General features: G+C 68.8%; 17 protein-coding genes and 1 pseudogene. 1 reads left to right on the forward strand and 17 read right to left on the reverse strand.

The genetic code is table 11. The features are described 5' to 3' along the window. Window positions 1–3: 3 nt before the first annotated feature. The 7 genes and pseudogenes from IG90_RS39215 to IG90_RS39220 all read right to left on the reverse strand — a co-directional run. Window positions 4–462, reverse strand: coding sequence for a hypothetical protein (locus tag IG90_RS39215; protein ID WP_033893750.1), 459 nt, complete (start codon window positions 460–462; stop codon window positions 4–6). Continuing rightward, window positions 459–1,445 (reverse strand): hypothetical protein, encoded by a 987-nt coding sequence (locus tag IG90_RS40640; protein WP_051860020.1) that lies wholly within the window; start codon window positions 1,443–1,445, stop codon window positions 459–461. Before IG90_RS40640 ends, IG90_RS39215 begins: the two co-directional genes overlap by 4 nt. A gap of 61 nt (window positions 1,446–1,506) precedes the next feature. Then, window positions 1,507–2,112: a hypothetical protein gene (locus tag IG90_RS0106235; RefSeq protein ID WP_030578746.1), complete on the reverse strand. Its 606-nt coding sequence runs from the start codon at window positions 2,110–2,112 to the stop codon at window positions 1,507–1,509. Then, window positions 2,109–2,459, reverse strand: coding sequence for a hypothetical protein (locus tag IG90_RS0106240; RefSeq protein ID WP_030578749.1), 351 nt, complete (start codon window positions 2,457–2,459; stop codon window positions 2,109–2,111). Before IG90_RS0106240 ends, IG90_RS0106235 begins: the two co-directional genes overlap by 4 nt. A gap of 188 nt (window positions 2,460–2,647) precedes the next feature. Then, on the reverse strand, window positions 2,648–3,418 hold the full coding sequence (locus tag IG90_RS0106245; protein ID WP_030578752.1) for a hypothetical protein: 771 nt from the start codon (window positions 3,416–3,418) through the stop codon (window positions 2,648–2,650). A gap of 14 nt (window positions 3,419–3,432) precedes the next feature. Continuing rightward, window positions 3,433–4,098, reverse strand: coding sequence for a hypothetical protein (locus IG90_RS40645; protein ID WP_051860021.1), 666 nt, complete (start codon window positions 4,096–4,098; stop codon window positions 3,433–3,435). Window positions 4,099–4,341: 243 nt separating this feature from the next. Continuing rightward, window positions 4,342–4,800, reverse strand: a pseudogene (locus IG90_RS39220) (HU family DNA-binding protein); the annotation flags it as partial. Window positions 4,801–5,105: 305 nt separating this feature from the next. On the opposite strand from IG90_RS39220, the gene IG90_RS39225 reads away from it, so the two are divergent. Then, on the forward strand, window positions 5,106–6,701 hold the full coding sequence (locus IG90_RS39225) for an ADP-ribosylglycohydrolase family protein (RefSeq protein ID WP_233435929.1): 1,596 nt from the start codon (window positions 5,106–5,108) through the stop codon (window positions 6,699–6,701). A 290-nt stretch (window positions 6,702–6,991) separates the two neighbouring features. Here the strand turns inward: IG90_RS39225 and IG90_RS0106260 are convergent, their stop codons facing one another. The 10 genes from IG90_RS0106260 to IG90_RS0106310 all read right to left on the reverse strand — a co-directional run bounded on the left by IG90_RS0106260 (window position 6,992) and on the right by IG90_RS0106310 (window position 19,414). Then, window positions 6,992–8,344, reverse strand: a complete 1,353-nt coding sequence (locus IG90_RS0106260; protein WP_030578759.1) for a hypothetical protein — start codon at window positions 8,342–8,344, stop codon at window positions 6,992–6,994. A 267-nt stretch (window positions 8,345–8,611) separates the two neighbouring features. Then, window positions 8,612–9,385, reverse strand: a complete 774-nt coding sequence (locus IG90_RS0106265; RefSeq protein WP_033893751.1) for a GP88 family protein — start codon at window positions 9,383–9,385, stop codon at window positions 8,612–8,614. Between the two features lie 417 nt (window positions 9,386–9,802). Beyond that, entirely contained in the window at window positions 9,803–10,249 is a 447-nt protein-coding gene (locus tag IG90_RS0106275) for a hypothetical protein (protein WP_233435930.1), read from the reverse strand. A gap of 316 nt (window positions 10,250–10,565) precedes the next feature. Next, on the reverse strand, window positions 10,566–10,994 hold the full coding sequence (locus IG90_RS0106280) for a hypothetical protein (RefSeq protein ID WP_030578779.1): 429 nt from the start codon (window positions 10,992–10,994) through the stop codon (window positions 10,566–10,568). A gap of 161 nt (window positions 10,995–11,155) precedes the next feature. Continuing rightward, window positions 11,156–11,626: a hypothetical protein gene (locus tag IG90_RS0106285; RefSeq protein ID WP_030578782.1), complete on the reverse strand. Its 471-nt coding sequence runs from the start codon at window positions 11,624–11,626 to the stop codon at window positions 11,156–11,158. 20 nt (window positions 11,627–11,646) lie between these two features. Then, entirely contained in the window at window positions 11,647–13,890 is a 2,244-nt protein-coding gene (locus tag IG90_RS0106290; RefSeq protein WP_030578785.1) for a hypothetical protein, read from the reverse strand. Beyond that, the gene (locus IG90_RS0106295) at window positions 13,890–16,481 is read right to left on the reverse strand and encodes a hypothetical protein (protein ID WP_030578787.1); all 2,592 of its coding nucleotides are present in this window, start codon (window positions 16,479–16,481) and stop codon (window positions 13,890–13,892) included. Before IG90_RS0106295 ends, IG90_RS0106290 begins: the two co-directional genes overlap by 1 nt. Next, window positions 16,481–16,882: a hypothetical protein gene (locus tag IG90_RS0106300; protein ID WP_233435931.1), complete on the reverse strand. Its 402-nt coding sequence runs from the start codon at window positions 16,880–16,882 to the stop codon at window positions 16,481–16,483. Before IG90_RS0106300 ends, IG90_RS0106295 begins: the two co-directional genes overlap by 1 nt. A 79-nt stretch (window positions 16,883–16,961) precedes the next feature. After that, entirely contained in the window at window positions 16,962–17,810 is an 849-nt protein-coding gene (locus IG90_RS0106305) for a DUF4417 domain-containing protein (RefSeq protein ID WP_233435932.1), read from the reverse strand. 263 nt (window positions 17,811–18,073) lie between these two features. Further along, window positions 18,074–19,414, reverse strand: a complete 1,341-nt coding sequence (locus IG90_RS0106310) for a ParB N-terminal domain-containing protein (RefSeq protein ID WP_030578795.1) — start codon at window positions 19,412–19,414, stop codon at window positions 18,074–18,076. Window positions 19,415–19,446: the final 32 nt, after the last annotated feature.

Genomic DNA, 19,446 nt, shown 5'->3' on the forward strand with positions numbered 1-19,446 from the left:
GGGTCAGGGCTGCGGCTTCGCGGCGCGTGCGGCGTCGAGGCCTGCGGGAGTGAGGTAGGGCCGGTGCTTCGGGCCGGTGCGGCCGTCGTCGCCGTCGGTGGGCTGGGGGACGCCGTCGGCGGCGCGGTACTCGACGAGGGCGAGGCGGGCGAGGGAGGCGGCGGTGGGCCAGGTGACGTTCCTCAGCGCGCCGTCCTCGTCGGCGGAGTCGAGGGCGGCCAGCTGGGAGTCGTTCAGGATCGACCGCCGTCCGGCGCCGGTGATGACGTATGGTCCGACGCCCTGCGCCTGCGCTTTCTCCGGCGGCAGCCGGTAGCCGTCGCCGTCGTTGCGGTAGACCAGGCCGTCGTCCAGGTAGACCTGGAGCGTCGTACGGCTGCCGTGCGATGCGAGGTGCCCCGAGGGATGTGCGCACGCGGCGCGGAGATGCTTGGGCGCCGGCGGGTAGGCGTTGCTGGTCATCGCGGGCCCTCCAGTGCGAGGACCGGTGCCGGGTCGAGCGCTGCGGCCCGCGGGTTGATCGCTGCCTTGACCTTGCGCCCGCAGCCGGGGCGCTCGCACTGCTCCGTCGCCCGGGGGTTGTGCCACTGGCAGCTCGGGCAGCTCCACATCAGCCCCGCCGAGACCGCCACTGAGGAGATCACGGCCCGCTGCTCCGGGTCGGCAGCGTCCAGGAGCTGCTCCAGTACGGGGGGATGCGGGGCGTAGTGGTTGCTGTCGTCGAGGATGACGGTGTCCTCGACGACGACGCGCAGCGGCACGGTCCCGTCCGGCCGGACGACGTGCTCGGGGTCGGCGCTGTCGAGGTGGACCGAGACCCGCACGACGCCGTCCTCGGCGTCCAGGTAGCCGAAGACGAGCACGCCGGCCACCTCGATGCACGACGGTCCCTGGTCATCGGCGGGGTAGAAGACCGCGGCGCGGTTGAGGCCCTCGGCCGTCACGGCGTCGGGGAAGACGAAGTTCAGGGGAGCAATGCGGGAGCGCTGCGCCCGCCCGATCTCCTCGCAGTACAGCTCGAAGCCCTGATCGGGCACCGCGTCGCCGTCGGGACCGTAGTAGAGATCGACCGCTTCGGCGTCGTCGGCCGGGGGCTCGTCGGGCACGTCGCCCTGGCCGCCCACGTTGGCCCAGCTGCCGCGCACGTGCGTGGCGAGCTCCGCGAGGGCAGCGCGTTCCGTGGCGTAGGGCGCCGTGGTGTCCTCGTGGCGGGTCCAGATGCGCAGCATCCAGACCTGCTGGCCCGGGCGAGGCCCCAGGATGGCGGAGACGGCCGGGGACCGGCCGCCGGCTGCCTCGGCGACGATCTCGGCGTGAGCGCGCTGGGCGAGTTCACGGTACTGCGGGGGCAGTTCGGCGGCGGCCAGTGAGGGGGCCAGGGCGCCTGCGATGCGCACCAGACTCTCGATGTCGGAAGGGCGGAAGCGTTCAGCGAGCACGGTCATCCTCATCGGTGGCAGAACGTGGCGGGCAAGGTGGCCCGCCAGGCGTGGAAGGGGGGAAGGGCTAGGCGCCCAGATCAAGGAGCGCCGCGACCAGGGCGAGGGCGCGCTTGCGCTCGGGGGAGACCCGCACGCGGCGGATGCGCTTCGGGTCGGAAGGGAGCCGGATGCCCACGGCCGCGCCGTGTCCGTCACGGTGCAGCTCGTACTGGTCTGCTGAGAGCATCCAGGCGTCCCAGTCGTCAGCCTTGCGCCCGGCGCGCACCAGGGATTCCGCGGTGGGTGCCGTCGCGGGGCAGGAACAGGCCGGGTCGTCGCACGGACGGCCCGCCGGATGCCGGGAGATGACGCCGCCCGAACGGTAGGTGGCTCTGGTGCCGTTGAGCATCGGGCACGCCTTCTCCGAATACATCAGGCAGGGCGGGTGGAGTCCCGGTTCCGGCGCATACCCGATGACCACGTCCTGGGGGCGGACCAGCACGTAGAACCACCGCTCCAGCGGCCATTCGCAGATCTGGCACAGGCCGTTCTCGAAGGCTCGGGTGCGTTTGCCCGGGTCGAGCCCGCCGAAGACCGGCAGACCGTTGTGCTCGAACGAGACGTACGGGACGACCAGGCCGCCGTGCGTGGGACGGTGCGCGCACGCCGCGGGGATCGCCGGGACGCTCACTGGGAATCACCGCCGGAGAGCTCCCAGGAGGGGCGGGCGAGCTCGACCAGGAAGGTGTAGGCGGCGTCACTGGCCTGGAGCTGGCGGACGACGGGGAGCTGCCGGTACCGGCTGAGGAACTCGCCGATGATCAGAGCGGTGTTGTGCGAGTCGTCCGGGTAGCTGCCGTGGTCGAGGGGGACCAGGCGGTCGCCCTCGTACTGCGGCCACGTGTACGCGGCGAGGAGCACGGCCTGGCTCCAGTTGTGCGGGTTGGCGCGGATCTTGACGAGCTCGGCGCCGGGCGCCAGTTCCCTGAGCGAGTCGAGGGGCGGTGTCCGGCGCGGTTGGGGGGTGCTCGGGCCCATGACGGTCTCCCAGTTCGAGGCGGGCTTCGGCGGCCCGGGGCGGTGAGATGGAGGGCTGCGGGGTTCGCCACGCAGCGGTGCAGTGGCCTGGCGGCCGCCCTCACGGCGCCGACGAGGGGCGGCGTTGGGGTTGTGGGGGAGGAGAGAGCGGCTGATCAACCAGACATGAGTACAGTACGCATGGGAATCTAAATACGCAACATCACGGCGTGGGGTGTCCGCTCATCCCCTTCGGCCACGGTGAACCGGGCCGACAGCAGCGCCGCACAGAGCTGCCGGATTCCTCCCTGCTCCCACAGCGCCAGGGACTCGGGCACTGCGGCCGGCCACCACTGCACCGACACTCCGTCGCGCACCACGTCGACCGCGACTCCGTACCCGTCGTCCTTGCTCCAGTCAGCCATGCGCACGTGCGGGCTCAGCACCTCAACTGCACCCTCATGAAGGCGGATCGCCTCCTCCTTCGCGCTGCGTGCCGCCTGCCGCAGAGCCTTCGCCTGTGCGGCGGACACCGGACGGTAGACGGTGCTGGCTCCCTCGTCCTCCGCGAGGATGACAAGGGCTCCCCCCTGCGCCGCGAGCACACGATCCCGGCCGACTTCGGCGACCAGCTCGAGCAGTTGCTCCGCGGAGACGACCGTGTCGAGTCCGCTCTCGGGAACGGCGGAGGCCCGGTAGTGCCCGTTCCGCACCAAGTCCAGGGCGTGCTTGACGTCCAGCATGGCGCGGGCGAGCTCGGCGGAGCCGGGCCGCCCGTTCGCGGCATAGCGGGTCAGCCGCTGATGGACCAGGGCCGCTTCGCGCTCGTCGGGCTCGTCGAACTGGTTGGCGAGCACCTCACGTACGGCAAGGTCGATCACCTGCGGCAGGTACCCGGCGCTGAAGGACCTGCGCCGGAGCATGCGAAGCGCCGTCTGCTTGGACGAGCCGGCAGGGACGACGGCTGATGCCTGGGACACGAGGTGACTCCTCCTCAATTCGCCGGTCGCGAGCCGGGCTGGCCGATGTATGTGGTCCACGCCTCGTGCTCGGCGGTGGTGAGAATCGGCGGCGGGACGATGGGGGCGCGCCCGAAGCACTGGTTACAGGCGTGTACGTCCGGCTCGGCGCCGGTGGCGTCAGTGCCGCGGCCCGGCAAGGCGGTGCCGCAGATGGGCAGGTCCGCCGGGACGGACGGGTCCAGCCGTAGATGCAGTTCGTGGCCGTGGAGGACCGGACGGACCGCGACGGGCTCCGGTTCGGAGGCGGGGCCGAAATGTTCTGCCAGGAACCGCACGACAAGGGCGTGAGCTGCCTGGGCCCGCTCGTCCAGGGTTCGCGTGTCCGCCGGCGGCAGCTCGACGACCCGCAGGGGTTCCCGCATCTCTGAGGTCAGGCGGTCGACGAGGACGCGCCCCTCGGCGAGGAACTGCGGGGCGTCGCCGCGGGGGTCGTCGCTGCGCTTGCCGACCCAGATCCACGACAGGGGTACGAACGCGGCGAGCTCGCTGAGGAGCCCGTACCAGCGGCTCACCGCCCACGTGGCGTAGGTGCCGCATGGCCTGTGGTGGCAGGAGCCGGCCGGCGCCTGGCAGGCGCGCAGTTCGAAGCGGAAGCCGAGCTCGGCCGCGTCCGTCCGAAGGATGCCGAGCTCCGCCACACCGCCGTTCTGCCGTGTCCACCAAGCCGGTTCACCGCCTAGCAGCGGACCGGGCTCGGTGCTGCGCCCGATCCCCTGCGCCTCCGCTGAATTGGCAGAGGCCAGAGTCCGATGGGCAGAGACAACGCGGGTGCCGTCGATCACGAGGTAGTTCATCAGAAGTCTCTCCGGTCCGGCCGGGCGCGCCAGCGCCCGGCCGTCGAGCTGGGAACGCCGGGATGGAGGCCCGGCAACGGCGGATCAGGCGAGCGACTTCTTGGGGGTGGCCTTGACGGCCTTCTTCGCCGGGCCTGTCTTCTTGGCCCCCGCTCCCGACTTCTTCGTGGCGGCCTTCTTGGCCGCCGCCTTCTTCACCACGGCGGAGGCGCCGGTGAGGCTTCCCTTGGGGGCCTTCCTGACGGAGACCTCGCCGCCCTTGGGCAGCTTCTTGTCACCGCTGACGAGGTCCTTGAAGCCCTGTCCGGCCCGGAAGCGGGGGGTGGAGGTCTTCTTGACCCGCACCCGCTCGCCGGTCTGGGGGTTGCGGGCGTAGCGGGCCGGTCGGTCGACCTTCTCGAACGAGCCGAATCCGGTGACGGAGACGCGGTCTCCGGCGACGACAGCGCGAACGATGGCGTCGAGCACGTGGTCGACAGCGTCGGCGGCCTGCTGGCGACCGCCCATCTTGTCCGCGATCGCGTCGACGAGCTGGGCCTTGTTCATGGCAGAACTCCTGTAGGTGAGCGTGCACTTCGATGCCGGACGCGCGGCCGCTGATGTCCAGGGGCGCGGTGCCGACGAAGGGAAGCGGGGCGCGCCATCCAGGACGGTCGAGCGCCTCCGACGGCAACTAAAGTACACAGTGAAAAAGAAACACGCAACGCTAATCGTCATGTTGACGAAAGTAGTTCGGTCGTGTCACTCTGACGTAGCGACAGCGGGTTTGAGCGCACGGCGAGTTGACGCCGCGCTCCCCGCCCCGCCCTCCTCAGACCACGCACGCAGCACATGACTTCGGGAGAACACCCGTGAATGCCAAGCTCGTTGACCCCACGATCCCCACCCTGACCCCGGCGGCCCACCCGCTCAATGCCCACGCCATCGACCGCGCAGCCGGCGTCCTCCTCGGCGCCGCGTGCGGCGACGCCCTCGGCGTCCCCTACGAGTTCGCCCGCCGACTGGGCCCCGACGAGCAGCCCGCCATGATCGGCGGCGGCCTGGGCCCCTACAAGCCCGGCGAGTACTCCGACGACACCCAGATGCACGTTTGCATCGCCGCCGTCGCGTCCACCGGCGCCGACCTCACCAGCCCGACCGCACTCGACCAGATCGCCCGCAACTTCCACCGCTGGCGCGACGGAGGCGCCAGCGACATCGGGAACCAGACCAGCGGCGTGCTCCGCGCCGCGAAGAACCACAAGACGGGCACGCCCGCCCAGGCCATGACGGCGGAAGCCGACGCCTACACCGCCCGCACCCGGTTCAGCGCGGGCAACGGCTCGCTGATGCGGACCGGCATCGTCGCCCTCGCCTACCTGGACGACGCTGACGGAATGGTCCAGGCCGCCACCATGATCAGCTCCCTCACCCACAGCGACCCCGAGTGCGTCGAAGCGTGCATCCTGTGGTGCGCGGGTATCCGAATCGCCGTGCTGGAAGGCCACTTCGACGGAGTCCGTGATGGCATCGCGCTGCTCCCCGAGGACCGACAGGAGATCTGGCACGCGAGGCTGGACGAGGCCGAGGCGAACCCGCCCCACCACTGGACCCGCAATGGGTTCGTCGTCACGGCCCTCCAGGCCGCGTGGTCCGCCATCACCGATACGCCCGTTCCCGAGCTGGCCCCGGAGCGTGGATCGTTCCCCGCCCAGCACTTCCAGCTCGCCACCGAAGCGGCGGTCCGCGCGGGGGATGACACGGACACTGTGGCCGCTATCGCGGGCGCCCTCCTGGGAGCGCGCTGGGGCGTGTCCGCCATCCCGCTCGCCTGGCAGCAGGCGGTGAACGGCTGGCCCACGATGTCCGGCCCCGATCTCGTCCGCTTGGCCGTCCTGACCGCCCGCAAGGGCATGGACGACGGTGACGGCTGGCCGTCGGCCCCGCGCGTCAAGATCCCCGGCTCCGCCGGAAAGGGCTACGTCGCACAGCACCCCGCCGACGCCGGAGTCCTGCTCGGCAACCTCCCCATGACCGAGTTCGCTGGCACACCGCCGGTCGATGCGGTCGTCTCCCTGTGCCGCGTCGGGCAGGGGCCGATCTTCTCCTCGACCGACATCGAACACGTCCGCGTCTGGCTGGTCGACAGGGAAGGCGAGAACTCAAACCTCCACTACGCCCTCGACCAGGCGGCCCGCCAGGTGCTCCGGCTCCGCAAGGAAGGCAAACGGGTCTTCCTCCACTGCGTCGCGGGCCGCTCGCGCACCCCCGCCGTGGCAGCGACGTACAGCACGCTCCTGGGAACGGACCCCCGCACCGCCCTGACGGAGGTCTGGGCGACCCTGGGCAAGCACTGGACCCTCCTGGCGCACCCGCAGCTCCACGACGCCGTGTACGAACTGGCCGGGCAGCAGCCGTACCGGCCGCAGTCCCGCCCTCGCCGCCGCTTCTTCCGCAAGCGCAGCTGACCCGGGCGACGCCCACACCGCTGAAGCCAGAAGCGCGGCCTCCATCCGGAGGCCGCGCTTTCGGAAGAACTTGACGCCCTCGTCGCCACGGCGGACAACGCACCTGGGAACACCCGACAGATCTCACCACGACGTGCGAGACCCCAGCAGGAAAGCCGAGAGCCCGCCGGTCGCCTGACCGGCGGGCTCTCTCGTTTCCAGCGACCGTCCGCCCAACCGTTCCGTGGGCTGGCCCATCTGGTCGGTCAAAAGCCGGGAGCCGGTCGACAGGGCAAGGCCACCAAGGCCTCCTAGCGCCTGGGACCGAAACGGCCGGATCCCCTGCGGCTGAGGACGAACTCGTAGACCGTCTCGCGATACCAGTGATCCTGGAAGACCCGAGGCTTCTTGCCGTCATCGGCAGTCCGGTCGGCGAACGGGACCTGTCCTCGGGCGTGGTAGGCACGGATTGTCTCGCGCGCGAGGGCCTCGCCACGGGTAGTCATGCCCAGCACCTCGGCGAAGTCGTAGATGTCCAGCAGGTCCCGCGGATCTCCTTCGGGTAGATCGTGGACCAGGGCCGGCCCGGTTCCCTTGAAGGCCGCCCAGACATGCGGACGGTGCTTCTCCACCCACGCGTCGACCTCGTGCTGGTCATACGTACGCGGCTGCGTGCTCCGCGGCGCAGGGAAAGCCCGACGAACGACCTTGTCGCCCTCGCGCTTCTCCTTGACCTTGGTCCACTGGAGACCGGTGTACTCGGAGACGCCGTACCGCGGACCAATCATCTCCGCAGTGAGCTCCGCCTGTTCGCCCTGCGCCTCGGCGGCCGGCTCCGCCGCCGGCGCCCGGTCGGCGAGTTCCTTCTGGGCGCCGGCGTCCTCGTCGGTTGCCGACGAGTCGGCCCACGCATGGCTGGACAGCTGAGCGCGTCGTTGAGCTTTGGCCCAGGTACTCCGGCGATTCTCGCGCACCCACTCGTCGACCTCGGCCGCGCTGTAACCGTGTTCGCCGCCCGCAGGGAACCCCTCAGCGCGAATCCATCCCCGGGCCGTCTGTCCGCTGACGCTGTACGTGGTCGCGATGCCCTGGGCGTCCAGGTGCCCGGTGCGCGCGATGGTCGAACGGTCCGGAAGCTCGCTGCCGGCTGCAGGGTGCTGCTCGCTGACCGCTGGCTCCTCGGCCGTCGTCTGCCGGCGCATGCGCCGCTTACGGTTCACGAACTTGTAGGCCGTCTCGCGGTACCACTTCCGCTCCGTGACCTCCGGCTTCTTCCCGTCACCTGGCGTGCGGTCGGGGGCGGGCAGGACCTTCCTGGAGAGGTACCCGCGCAGGGTGGCTTCCGGCACCGGCTCCGTCCGCCCGAGGGCCTGGCCCTCCCAGGCGCAGATGTCCGACAGCGTTACCAAGTCCTTCGGCCTGCCGGCGGGCAGGCCGAACGGGTTGTCCGAGTCCTGGCCTTTCGCCCAGTGAACCGGAAGGTTCTCCTTCAGCCACGCGTCCACCAACGCGGCGTCGCGGACCAAGGTCCGTCCGGGACCGGACGGCCAACCCTCCGGGAATCCCGGGAGCGTGGTCCAGTAGGCCACGTTGCCTTCGTTGGCCTCGTACTTCTCCGCGATGTCCTGTGAGGTCACGAGTTCATCAGCGTCGGCGGGAATCACCGTTACTCCTTGTCGGACCGGCAGTGAACCCGCAGGCCGTGGTCGAGGTCCCGCGGGTGGGGGCCTGGTCGGTCAAGCTCGAGGTGGAGCCGGCACCGCCGGCTCCACGGCTGCGCCGGCCCCGATCGCGCAGGGGCAGGCGCTAAAGTACATCACGGTAAAACAATACGCAACGCGCGCTCGAGGTGGTGCCTCCGTACGCTGGAGGGGGGTGTCTTCGGGGTCGGGCGCATGTCCGCCCGGCCCCGAAGACACCCCCGTGAGTACTCAGTGCGCCAGCGCGAACTTCTGGCCCGCGCGCGCTTTCTTCGCGCGCAGCTTCTCGTCGCGCGCTCGCTGAAGGCTGCCAAATGTCTCCTGCCCCTGCTTCTTGAGAAGGTGCGGAATCCGGTTCGCCGGGATTCCGACGAGAGTGGACTCGCTGAGCACCGACAGAAGATCCGATTCCGTCTGGTCGGTGTAGTCGGCGGCGATCAGCGCTTCGACGTTGGGGAAGACGTCCGCATGCCTTTCAGTGCTCAGGTCGATGAGGTGGTCCTCTTTTCCTCCGAGGCTGTAGCACCAGAGGAAGTTTCCGGGCGGATCATTGGCGACAAGCCGCCTAAAACGGCTGATCTCCTTGGTGTAGCAGTAGAAGCGAACGCCCGGGGAGCTGCGCATGATGCGCAGCCAGGTGAGAAGGTATTCGTCGGAGAAGAACTCGCCTGAATCGTGCACGCGAATCCACTTGCCGACGTACCTCTTGTGTGTGAGTTCCTCCGTCATCTGCCTCTCGAATTCCTCCGGGTTGTCCCGGCAGAGGAGGAGATTCCGAATGTGTGCTGCGCGGACGTTCTTGAACCGGTACGTGCCGACCCGGGCGTAGCACAATTGTGCGCACGCGCCGGCCTGAGGGCAGACGTTGAAATGGCTTCCATCAGGCATTTCGATCACGAAAGCTGGCAGTGTCCAGTTGAATACGCCGATCCTCCTCAGATCCGAGTTCTGGGTGAGGAGCCGCTTGGTGGCGGTGCGGCCGGTCGCGTTGGTGCTCTCAGACATCTCGTTCCTTGTGTTCCGAAGGGGAGGGCGGGCGGGTGAGGCGCCGGGCATCCCGCGTGCGGGCGCATGCGTGCGTGGATCCGAGCGCGATCACGCCGCAGCCGGCTCTCGTGAACACGGCCGGTCCTGGCGATGGCGCTGGCGGTGCACGCTGCGCTGGTGGTGGCCGCCGAACTGGGCGTCGTCACCGTGACTGGCGATCAAGCCGGTGGGCCGTGGCGAGGTGCGCTTGGTCTCGGGCTCCAGGAGGCCCTGTAACTCGGCGACGCTCGGCGACGTCGACGACGCGGACGTCGCACTGTCTCCCCGGCGTTACGGCGACCCGGCCGAGCGGAAGCCGGCGTGGTGAGGTGTCGCTTCATGCAGGGCGGCCCCGGCTGAATCAGCCGGGGCCGCCCGTCAGGGAGGGGAGTGCGATCAGTTGCCGCGGGCGAGGCAGCCGTCGGCGTGTGCGGGGGAGGTACGGAGGCGGGGGGATCCCCCGAGGCCGTCGCGGGTCTGGAGGAAGTGATCGCCCAGATCTTCCAGGGAGTTGATCTCTTCGACGGGCACCGGCTTGCCGCACCGGTCGCACGGGCCGATGAGGTCGAAGGTGAGGCGGCGGCGATCGTCGTAGGTCGCGAGGAAGTTCAGTGTTCTGTCCGCGAAGGGGATGGACAGCGCCACCGCGGGGAAGTGCTGGCCGTCCGCGACGAGGGGATGGGTGTCGTCGTCCTTGGTGCGGATGCTGACCGGGCGGCCAAGGGAGTTGAGCGAGAGACGGTGGCGCAGTACCGCCTCCACCCAGCGCAGCTCGGTGTCGTGGCTGTGGAGGGCCGGGTCCGGACCGATCCGGCTGGCCTGTCCGGTTTGTGCGCGCTTCACCGCGGCCTGGATGGCTGCGTCCTCAATGGGGTTGGAAGGCGTCCTCGTGGTGCTCGGCATCGGATCTCCGAGAAGAAGGGTCGGGTCCGTGATCGGCACGCTTGCGCGCCTCATGGACACCGGGGCTGGAATCGAAGGCCGCGGACAGCGGCTCCGGCCGGCGGAATCTCCCGCCCGGCGTCAATCACAGTACCTATTGAAATGGAAATACGCAACATTATGGTTGAAGGGACGGCCGGCCAGCCGCTGCTCCCAGGGAAGACGTACGAGTGGGGGCAGCGGCACGGCCGGCCTGTGTGCTGCGGACGTGGCCGGCCTATGCCGGCGCGGTGGTGAGCTGACCGACCTGGTCAAGCAGGAGTTGGGCCCGGGCGAAGGCGGCCGCCTTGTGACCGTACGAGGGGACGACCAGGTGCATGGTCTCGTGTGCCAGGGCGCGATCGGCTTCCTCGCGCGTGGTCACCAGCCCGAGGTTGATGGCCATCAACGGCACCTTCAGCCGTGCGGTCTTCGGGCCCAGGTACACCTGGGCGGCATAGTGCGAGAGGTAGGGCATGCCGCTGATCGAGGCGTATGCCGCAAGATCGGTGACGAGGTGAAAGTCGCGCTCGGACACCGTCGCGAACAGCTTGGCGCGCCGGCGCAGCCAGCTCACGTCGACGGGGAGGTCGCGCTCGTGCTCCGGCAGCGGGCTGCGCAGATCAGCGTGCCGCTGTTCGGTCACCGGATGTGCTCGATCTGCCATGTGCTTCCTCCTCTCGAGTGGGGTCCTGCTCTTCCGCCAGGGCGTCCGGCAGGCCGTCCCCATCTCCGGGCCGGCCAATGGTCGTCTCGCGGCGGTCGGGCCGCGGGGACATCATGCCAACACGTCCCGCGGCCGCCCTTCGGCACCGGCGACGGCGCTGCTCAGGCATAGCGTCCGTGCCAGGAGTCCGCGTCCAGCCGCTCCAGTGCGGCGTCCTCCTCTGGGGTGAGGCGGTTGGTGAAGTCGTCCCAGCGGTTCAGCTGCTCGAGTTCGGGGCCGTCGGCCGGCTCGATCCGTGCCTTCTGCCCCGTGGTCAGCTCCATCTCCACGCCGTCGTCCACGAGGTCGGCACTGGCTACCGAAAGAGATCGCCGCCGAGTCAGGTTGAGGTTGAACAGGTAGCCGCCGCCCTCGGCGTCCTGGCCACCGACCAGAGGCCTGATCCATATGACATGGTCGCCGTCTTCCTCGAAGCGGTGGTGGCGGGCGAGAGCGGCGCGGAAAACCTCCGTCCCGTCAGGGCCCGACACGACCAGTCGCGCGCCGGCATCCACCGGGTCCCCGGTCGCACTGTGGTTGCCTGCGACGAGGTCCGCGAACCGCTGGCGCCACTGCTGCTGTGTTGCTGTCATCGAATCGCTCCTGGTCAGCCCTAGTAGTCGGATTCCGTGCACAGGACATCCTCGACGGGTTTCCCACCGAGCTGGGTGATGCCCCGCGCGGTGAGGGAGGCAAGGATGCTGCTGCGCTCCGCGGCGGTGTGGCACACGATCCTGCTGGGAGCCTCGGCCCCCAGCAGGTCGATCCCGTTCCGGAACATGATTTCGTTGCTGCTGCCCGAGAACTTGGCGATCTTCATCGGGTCCCGTGTGATCGCCCCCGCGTTGTAGTTGTGGTGCGCGGGGTTGATGGCGCCGTAATGGTCGCCGTTGTAGGCGTAGTAGTCGCTGCGCTGCATGAGTACGCTCGGGTCGTCCCAGATCAGCCGACCCCCACCCGGGGAGCTGGGCGTCTTCTTGACCCGCAGGAACACGCTGTTGGCGCCGCCGGTCATCTTGTCGGCCTGCTCGCTCAAGCCCAGTCCCCCGCCGATGCCCATCACGGCCCGCTTCTCCGTGGAAGCCAGGACCCCGACGCCGAGGAGACTGGCGAGATCGCCGCCGTTGAGGTTGTGGCTCAACGACCGGCCCTTGAACGCGCTCTGGATCTCCGCCTTCTTGCCGGTCACATCGAAGCGGGACCAGGTCAGCCACTTCCCTCCGGTCGACGGCGTCGGCTCGTAGCCCGGGCTGGCCGCCAGTTCGGCGCCGCTGGAAAACCCGGAAGCCTTCGCGACGGCGTCTCGGACGACCTCGACCTTCATCGGCAGCACCTTGTGAGATGCCTCCAGGTGGATCCTCTTCATAGCCGTCTGCAGCGCGTCGCTGTCGAGCCCCATGAGGGACTCCATGCGCTGGTGCACGATCTCCTGGACCTGGAGATCCTGGAGCCCCTGAGCCGTCTCCATGGCGGCCTTCATGCCGACGGCGCCCTCCAGCCCCTGGGCCTGGATGTTGTTCGCCAGATACGTCCACTCGCCCTCGGCCGCCGTCATCGGCTTGTTCATCAGGTGCAGCTGCTCCAGCCGCTCCACAAGGTCCTTGCCGTGGCCGGCGCCCGCAGGGGCATGGACTTCCAGCTGCCCCCGAAGCGAGAACTCCGTGTTCGCCGGATCGTTGTCCTTGTATGGGCGGTAGACGGCCTTCCAGCCGTCACCCATGTCGATCTCGTACTCCGTGCCCTTGGCGGAAGAGCGGCTGACACCGTCCCAGGACGTCTGCCCGGTGGCCGGATCGAGGTTCGCCTGGATCCTGCTGGCCTTGCGGACCGTCGCGGCAAGCGTGCCGGGCTCCGGATCCCCATCGGGCACCGGTACCTGCTTGGTGACCATCTTGGTCGCCGTCACCTCGTAGGCGTCCATCCACGGCATGGGCGCGCCGCCGTTATCGATCTTGTCCTTCACGATGTCCAGCTGGTCCATGTAGTGCTGGGCCATGGCCTTCTCGTCGTCACTGATCGATGGATCGTTGAGGACAGCCGAAACCGCGTCGACGGCCGCCTGGTGCTTGGCGATCGACGCCTCCGACATCTCGGAACCGGTCTTCAGCTTGTGCTGCACCGAGCTGACCGCGGTCTTGGTCAGCTCGGCCAGCTTCTTCTCCTTATCCAGGTCCAGGCGCTCCTTGACCTCCTCCTCGACCTGAACCTCCTCCATGTGCGTGCCGGGGATACTCAGCGCGTCAAGCAGCTTCTCCTCAGCCTCCTCGGATATGTGCGTAAGCAGCACCTCCCGCGGCCCGTCCGGCGAGTCGTAGGCGACCAGGGTTGCTTCGGAGTTGATGAAGTCGTCCCCACCCACCAGAATCGGCGTCCCGGTGGGCTCGCCCACCGGAGGCGCCGCCGGCACCGGCGTCAGCGGGGGGTCCGCCTCCTCCTCTTCCTCCTCGACCTTCTCGATGTCCTCGGCCTGGAGCAGCACGTCTTCCTCCGACGACGGCTCCTCACCACTGCTCTGCAGCTCCCCCTCGGCGGACGCCTCCTGGGCCTCTTCCTCAGACGGCGCAGCGGCCGCAACAGCCTCGAGCTCGGATTCGGTGCCCAGGAGCCCATCGAGCCCTGCCAGCGGGTCCTCGTCGACAGGAGGTTCCGCAGGGGGAGCCGGCTCGACGACAGGCTCAGGCAGCTCGGACACCTCGAACGCCGCCTCCCCCGAAGCCCCCGCGGACACGCCCGCCAGGTCGGCCCCCTCACCGGCCACCGGCGCGCCGGTGACGTCCAACGGGGCGGCAGGGGCCTCGGCGAGCGCGGTGGGGCTGACCGCGTAACTCTGGTGGCTCGACTTCGATCCGGTTCCCATCAGCTACCACCGCCGTGCTTGAGGGAGGCACCGGAGGGCAGGCCCAGCTGTTTGACAAAGAAGTCGGAGAAGTTCTGGCGCAAGTTGTTCTTCCTCTCTACGGCGTGATCGAGGAACGCCGTGGCGATCTGGTCGTGCGTGACCTGGGACTGCGGGATCTTCAGGGCCTTGGCCGCTCGGCTGCGCATGTGCGGCACCCACGCCACGCCGGCCTTGGCGCCCTCGTGCGCGGTGGAGTGAAGGATGGAGCGCAGCTGTGCGTCCGGCATGGACTCGAACTTCTTGATCACTGGGTGTGCGGCAGCGGGGTTGATCTTGACCCCGCTAGCGAGACCACCGCCCAGGGCAGCCTGGTAGAGCTTCTGGTGGACAGGGGTGAACCCGCCTCCGCCGCTGGGGGCGTAGTCGACCGACAGCTTGTCCGCACCGAAGTGCTTGAAGGCCTGGCCGCGGTCGATCTGCACGAGCCCGCCGGAGGGCGTGGCCAGCCAGTTGTCCTGGTGACCGTCGTGCTCGCCGACGAGCCACGACCCGACGTGCGACCTGACGATCGCGTCGACCTGGAACTGAGTCCACTGGCTCGGGCTGGACGTGAACGGCTTGGCGTCCTTGAGTAGCGGCTGGATGGAGCCAGCCGTGCCGTCGGCCTTCTTGTGGTGGTACACCGGCACTGCCGGTACGTCGCCCAGCGACAGGACGTGGGACGCGGCGGCTTCGGTGTGCCCCAGAGCACCGCCGTGGTTGTGGTCGGCCTTGAACATCCACGGCGAGCCGTCAGGGCCAACATGGACGGTCTTGGCGTACGTGCCGCCCAGGTTCGCCGCCTTGGTGCCAGAACCGAAGTACCAGCTCGCGACCTCCTTGGCGTCGACACGGGCCGGCAGGTCCTGACTGGTCGCCTTGGCGTGCTGTACGGCCGCCATCATGGCTTGGACGTTGGCGTTGAACGACCCCGGCTTTGGAGTCTTCGTCGGCTTCGCCTTGGCGCCGGTGCTGTTGGATGGCAGCTTCTTCCCCAGGGGCTGGGCCGCCTCATCGGAGGCCAAACCGGCATCGGGCTTCGCCGCAGGCGCCCCGCCCGCTGCCTTGGTGGCCTTGGCCGCCTCCTTCTTCGCGATGTTTGCGGTGACCTTGTCCTTGATGGCCTGCTGGTCGTACTTCGGGTTGAAGCTCGCGGCGATGTAGTTCTGGACCTGGGCCCGTGTGGCCGTGGCGTTGTTGTCCATCCCCATCTCGCCAGCGACAGTGCGCAGGCCGGCGAGCTTCTGTGTCTTTGCCCAGGCGTTGAAGTTGCTGGTGAGGTCGTCAGGCTTAACTTGTGTCCATGGAGCCGCTCCCGGGTGCTCAGCGTACGGGGCTTCACCCTGGCACTGCTGGCTGTGGGCGTACCAGTCGTGTACCTGCTGTTGCATGCCATGAAGCGCGCCGGCGTTTTGAGCCCACGCGGCGATCACCTGCGCCGCACCCGGATCTCCAGCGGGCGGCAGGTTCAAAGGTTTCTCACCACCCGGTGCCATGGCCACGTGAGCCTCGAAGGCGCCGTCCAGGGCTGCCAGCTGCTCTTGGCGCTTGGCCGCGATCTCTTTCAGAGAGTTGGCCTCGCTCTCGGGAGTCGCAGGCCGCAACAGCGTCACGAGTTCACGCCCGGAAAGATGTGCCGCCTCGGTCTCGGTGAGCTGTCCTGAAGCGAGGGCATCGGGCACCAGCGGCTTAACCATCCACGGCGTTAGGTGGGAGTTGTTGAGTGCCTCGTCGACGGTGAGCTTGGCATGCGCCTTCGACTTCTCGAACTCCTCGCCGAGCTCAGGACAATCCGCTGTCGCCAACTTCTGCTCCGCTGCCAGCATGACCTGCAGAGCCTGAGCGACCTCGTTACTGCTGCCGTCTTTTGCAGCGTCGTTGTAGTCGACAATCGCGCCGACGAGGGCAGCCATGGCCACCTTCGTTTCCTGGGGCGTCGCCTTCCACGTGCTGTCGCTGATGGGCGGCTCGGTGCCTTCGATCTCGTGCAGGTCGGCGAGCGTCATTCCGCCGACCGTCTTGCCTGCGAGCAGCTCGTTGTACCGGTTGAGCGCGGCGGCCTGGATCTTCTTCTTGGACGCGATGTCGCCTGGGTACGCGGGGTCGAGCCAGTGGACTAGGGGGTGCTGGCCCTTGCCGGACAGGCCCACCAGCGCGGGGTGCTCGAAGCCCTTGGCCTCGGCGATCTCGCGCAGGTCATCCTCGTCGAGCGAGTTCAGGTACGCGAGCGTCTGCGCCTTGAGCGCTTTGGTGTGGGCCTCGATCTCCTCCTCGGAGGCGCCTGCCTCCTTCAGTTTCTCGATGGCCTCCTGAGCCTGCTCGACCTGGGCGACGAAGAGGTCGTACCGCTCCACCGGGTCGGTCGGGACTGCGTCCTCGAAGTCGATGGCGAATGGAGGGTCGGCGATCTCCTCCATGAGGTTCATTGCCATCAGGAGGTCGGCCTTGGCTTGGACTTCTTCCTCGGACATCGCCTGCGCTGGCGCTTCGGCCACTACGTCGTCCGCTTCGGACGCCGTGGAGGGGCCCACCGCGTAGGAGGCGTGCGAGGACTTGCTGCCCGTGCCCATCAGCCGTCACCCCGCGGCGGGAGCGCAGGGATAACCTCGGCGAGTAGTTCGTTCAGAACGAGGTCGGCTGCGTGCGTGTGGTCGAGCGCTCCTTCTGGGACGTCGGTCGGCTCGAGCGAGCACGCACCGCCGGAGTGAGCGATCCAGCGCTCGATGTCCTCGCTGGTGGTGGTCTCGCCCAGGCGCTCGCGCCAAGGGTCGGCCTGCTCGTAGACGAGGGGCACCCAGCGCACGACCCGCCCGGCGGGCTGTCGGCTCTCGTCGAGGCCGAGCACGGCGACGGGATCGACGGGGAGGCCGAGGGTGGGATGCCAAACGAGCAGGATCCACAGCCGCCAGGCGTGAGCGGCCGTCGACAGCTCCGCGGTCTCGGCGATGGTGGGGTCGGATTCGGTTGTCACGGAGACTCCTCCCAGAGGTCGTTTCACCTGCTACAGGTGTGGGAGGAGCCGCCGGTGTGACAGTGCGGACGAGAAAGTTTCAGCGACTCGGCAGAAGCGAGGCCATGTACTGGACCGTCGAGGCGAAGGCATCCTCAGTCCTGGCGTGGACGTCCTCGCGGCCGTTGGGGCCCATGATCGCGCCGTGCAGGGCGTACTGGTGCGGGTTCTGGGAGATCAGCGTCAGCCGGGAGCCAAAGATCTGGACCATCTCGGCGATCCGGTTAGCCCGAGACAGTCCGGTGAGGATAACCGGCATGTCCTTGGGGAGGTGCGCAGCGAGCCAGTGCAGGCCGGGCCGCTCCCAGCTGTCCCAGTCGGCGTTGTCACGGACGGTCTGCACGTTGATGGCAATGGCGGCCGGCTGAGTGTCGTCGATCCACGAGAGGTAGCGCTGGAGGTCTTCGAGCCGGAACCAGTACACGTTCGGCACGACGTTCACGCCAGCCTCGGCGAACTCCTGCGCGAGAAGTAGTGATCGCCGCATGTTGAGCAGGTGCTCGGTGCGCGGCCAGTCGCCATAGATCGAGTAGTTACAGGAGAGCACCAGGTCCCACTCCTGCTCCGCGATCCGCTCAACAAGCCTGTCGCGCCCACGGCGAGTCCAAAACGCCTCGACGAGCGGGTCCTCGCCGTAGCCGACCAGCACGGCCTTCTGGTGGTCCCCGAGCGCGAGGGCTTGACGGGCGGTCTGCTCGGTGAACCGCTTGTAGAGCGTGTGGGTGTCGGGTGAGAAAACGCGCCGGAGACCGACGCCGTAGGCCGGCCAGTTCAGACTGGCGTCGAGCTTGGTGACCGCGGAGCCGTCGGTCATGGGGATGAAGGAAGGCAGGCCGTCGGGCAGCATGCTGTCGACGCTGATGTCGTCGAAGGTCAGGGTGCCGCCCACGTCCGCCATCCACCCGGCTATGTCGGTACGGCTTCCGCACCGGATCGGACACTTACGGGTCACGCACGCGTTCGCCGGCGCGTCCGCCTCGGCCGCCGAGCACCCGCAGAACCGGCAGTCCGAGTTCTGGCCGGTGCACAAGGGCTCGACGGTCGCCGGGCCTCCCCGGCCGTCGGGACCAGCGTAGAAAGCGCAGCTGTTGCAGTCGCAGCCGCGGCCCGGAAGGGGCACGCCGACGGTCGGGATGGGCAGGGCGACACTAGTCATGCTGCTTCACTTCCTTCGCTGATTGTATCGTGGTCTGTCGCACCGTCGATGGAGGCGTCGTCGAGGTGGGTACTGAGTTCGCGCAGGGCGAGGAGCAGGGAGCCACGGTCGTACCGCGCGATTTCCTTGCCTGCTCGGACCTCGGCCAGCAGCCCGCGGATCCCGTCCAGCGCGGTGCGGATTGTGTTCGACTCCACAGCCGGTCGACGCGGGGGAGCGTCGGCGGGCATCGCTTCTGCGGCCGCTGCTGACGCCACGGGCTGCAACGGGTCGCCGGGCTGTGTGACACCTGGCACCGTGTTCGGGTCGAGTGCCGAGGGGTTTCCAACGTCCTCGCCGTCTTCGGATTCCTCCTGGTCCTCCGTCTGCGTGGGCACCCGGGTGAGCTTGGCCCGGCGGCCGGCGTTCGCCGTGTCCTGCCGCTCTTCGGCTTCAGCGATGACCTCTTCTGGTCCGAGATCGGGGTCCTCCAGGCCGACGTTCACGGCGGTCGGCAGCAGGTGGAGCCGCTTGGAGGACTTCAAGGCGGCCCAGATGCCCTCTGCAGCCTGTGCCCGGCCGTTGCGGAGCTCGGCGAACCGGATCCGGGTGTTCAGACGGATCGCGGCTTCGTCCATCTCCTCGGTGAGGTCCCGGGGCAGCGCGCGGAAGGCACGTACGAGCTCGCTGGCCTTGCGTTCGTTGAGCTGCAGCCCGAGGCGGTTCAGCACCTCGCTCCAGGGGGCGGCGCAGGAACTGTCGGTACCGCGAATCTTCTCCAGAGCAAGGAACCGCTCGGCCGGGTCGGGGATCGCGTAAACCTCCTGTGGCACGGGTTTGCCGGCCTTGAGGAGCTTGCCGACGAGAATGGCGCACCGCTGGTACAGCAGCGCGGCGGCCTGCTCCCCGGGGCGGAGGGGCTCGCGGGCGAAGTTCTCGACGAAGCGCCACATGTGGCGTTCCTCCTCGGACAACGGGCCCGGGCAGACCACAGCCGGCAGGGCCTGGAAGTGCGGGTTGTCCGGTCTGTTAACGGCGCCCCAGCGCATGGCGCGCAGGCGGCGTTCCCCGGTGACCAGACGGATCGTCGGTGCCTTGCCGTCGACGACGATCTCCTCGGCCAAGACCGGCTCCAAGAGGCCGATGACTGACATGGAGGAGATCAGGTCGGCGAGTTCGGACGGCGGCAGGGAGTCGGAGGGGTTGCGGGCGTGGGGCTCGGTGAAGGGCGCGCCCTGGCCGCGCAGCGGCAGCATCTCGAATCGCCGCTGCCGCAGCTTGGCGCTGCGGTGCAGGATCTCGGTGAGCCGGATCATGCTCCCGCCGTCGGGCGGGACCTCGAGCGAGGTACTGGTCATGGCGCTGCTTCCTTCAAGACCGCGGGGAGCGG

This window comes from Streptomyces anulatus (genome assembly GCF_000721175.1).
GTDB classification, from domain to species: Bacteria; Actinomycetota; Actinomycetes; order Streptomycetales; family Streptomycetaceae; genus Streptomyces; species Streptomyces anulatus_C.

Excerpts from the sequence above, each read along its gene's own strand:
- IG90_RS0106290 (WP_030578785.1), bottom strand. The coding sequence starts at position 13,890 with ATGGGAACCGGATCGAAGTCGAGCCACCAGAGTTACGCGGTCAGCCCC.
- IG90_RS0106265 (WP_033893751.1), bottom strand. The coding sequence starts at position 9,385 with ATGTCTGAGAGCACCAACGCGACCGGCCGCACCGCCACCAAGCGGCTC.
- IG90_RS0106295 (WP_030578787.1), bottom strand. The coding sequence starts at position 16,481 with ATGGGCACGGGCAGCAAGTCCTCGCACGCCTCCTACGCGGTGGGCCCC.
- IG90_RS39215 (WP_033893750.1), bottom strand. The coding sequence starts at position 462 with ATGACCAGCAACGCCTACCCGCCGGCGCCCAAGCATCTCCGCGCCGCG.
- IG90_RS0106280 (WP_030578779.1), bottom strand. The coding sequence starts at position 10,994 with ATGGCAGATCGAGCACATCCGGTGACCGAACAGCGGCACGCTGATCTG.
- IG90_RS0106310 (WP_030578795.1), bottom strand. The coding sequence starts at position 19,414 with ATGACCAGTACCTCGCTCGAGGTCCCGCCCGACGGCGGGAGCATGATC.
- IG90_RS0106240 (WP_030578749.1), bottom strand. The coding sequence starts at position 2,459 with ATGGGCCCGAGCACCCCCCAACCGCGCCGGACACCGCCCCTCGACTCG.
- IG90_RS0106285 (WP_030578782.1), bottom strand. The coding sequence starts at position 11,626 with ATGACAGCAACACAGCAGCAGTGGCGCCAGCGGTTCGCGGACCTCGTC.
- IG90_RS40640 (WP_051860020.1), bottom strand. The coding sequence starts at position 1,445 with ATGACCGTGCTCGCTGAACGCTTCCGCCCTTCCGACATCGAGAGTCTG.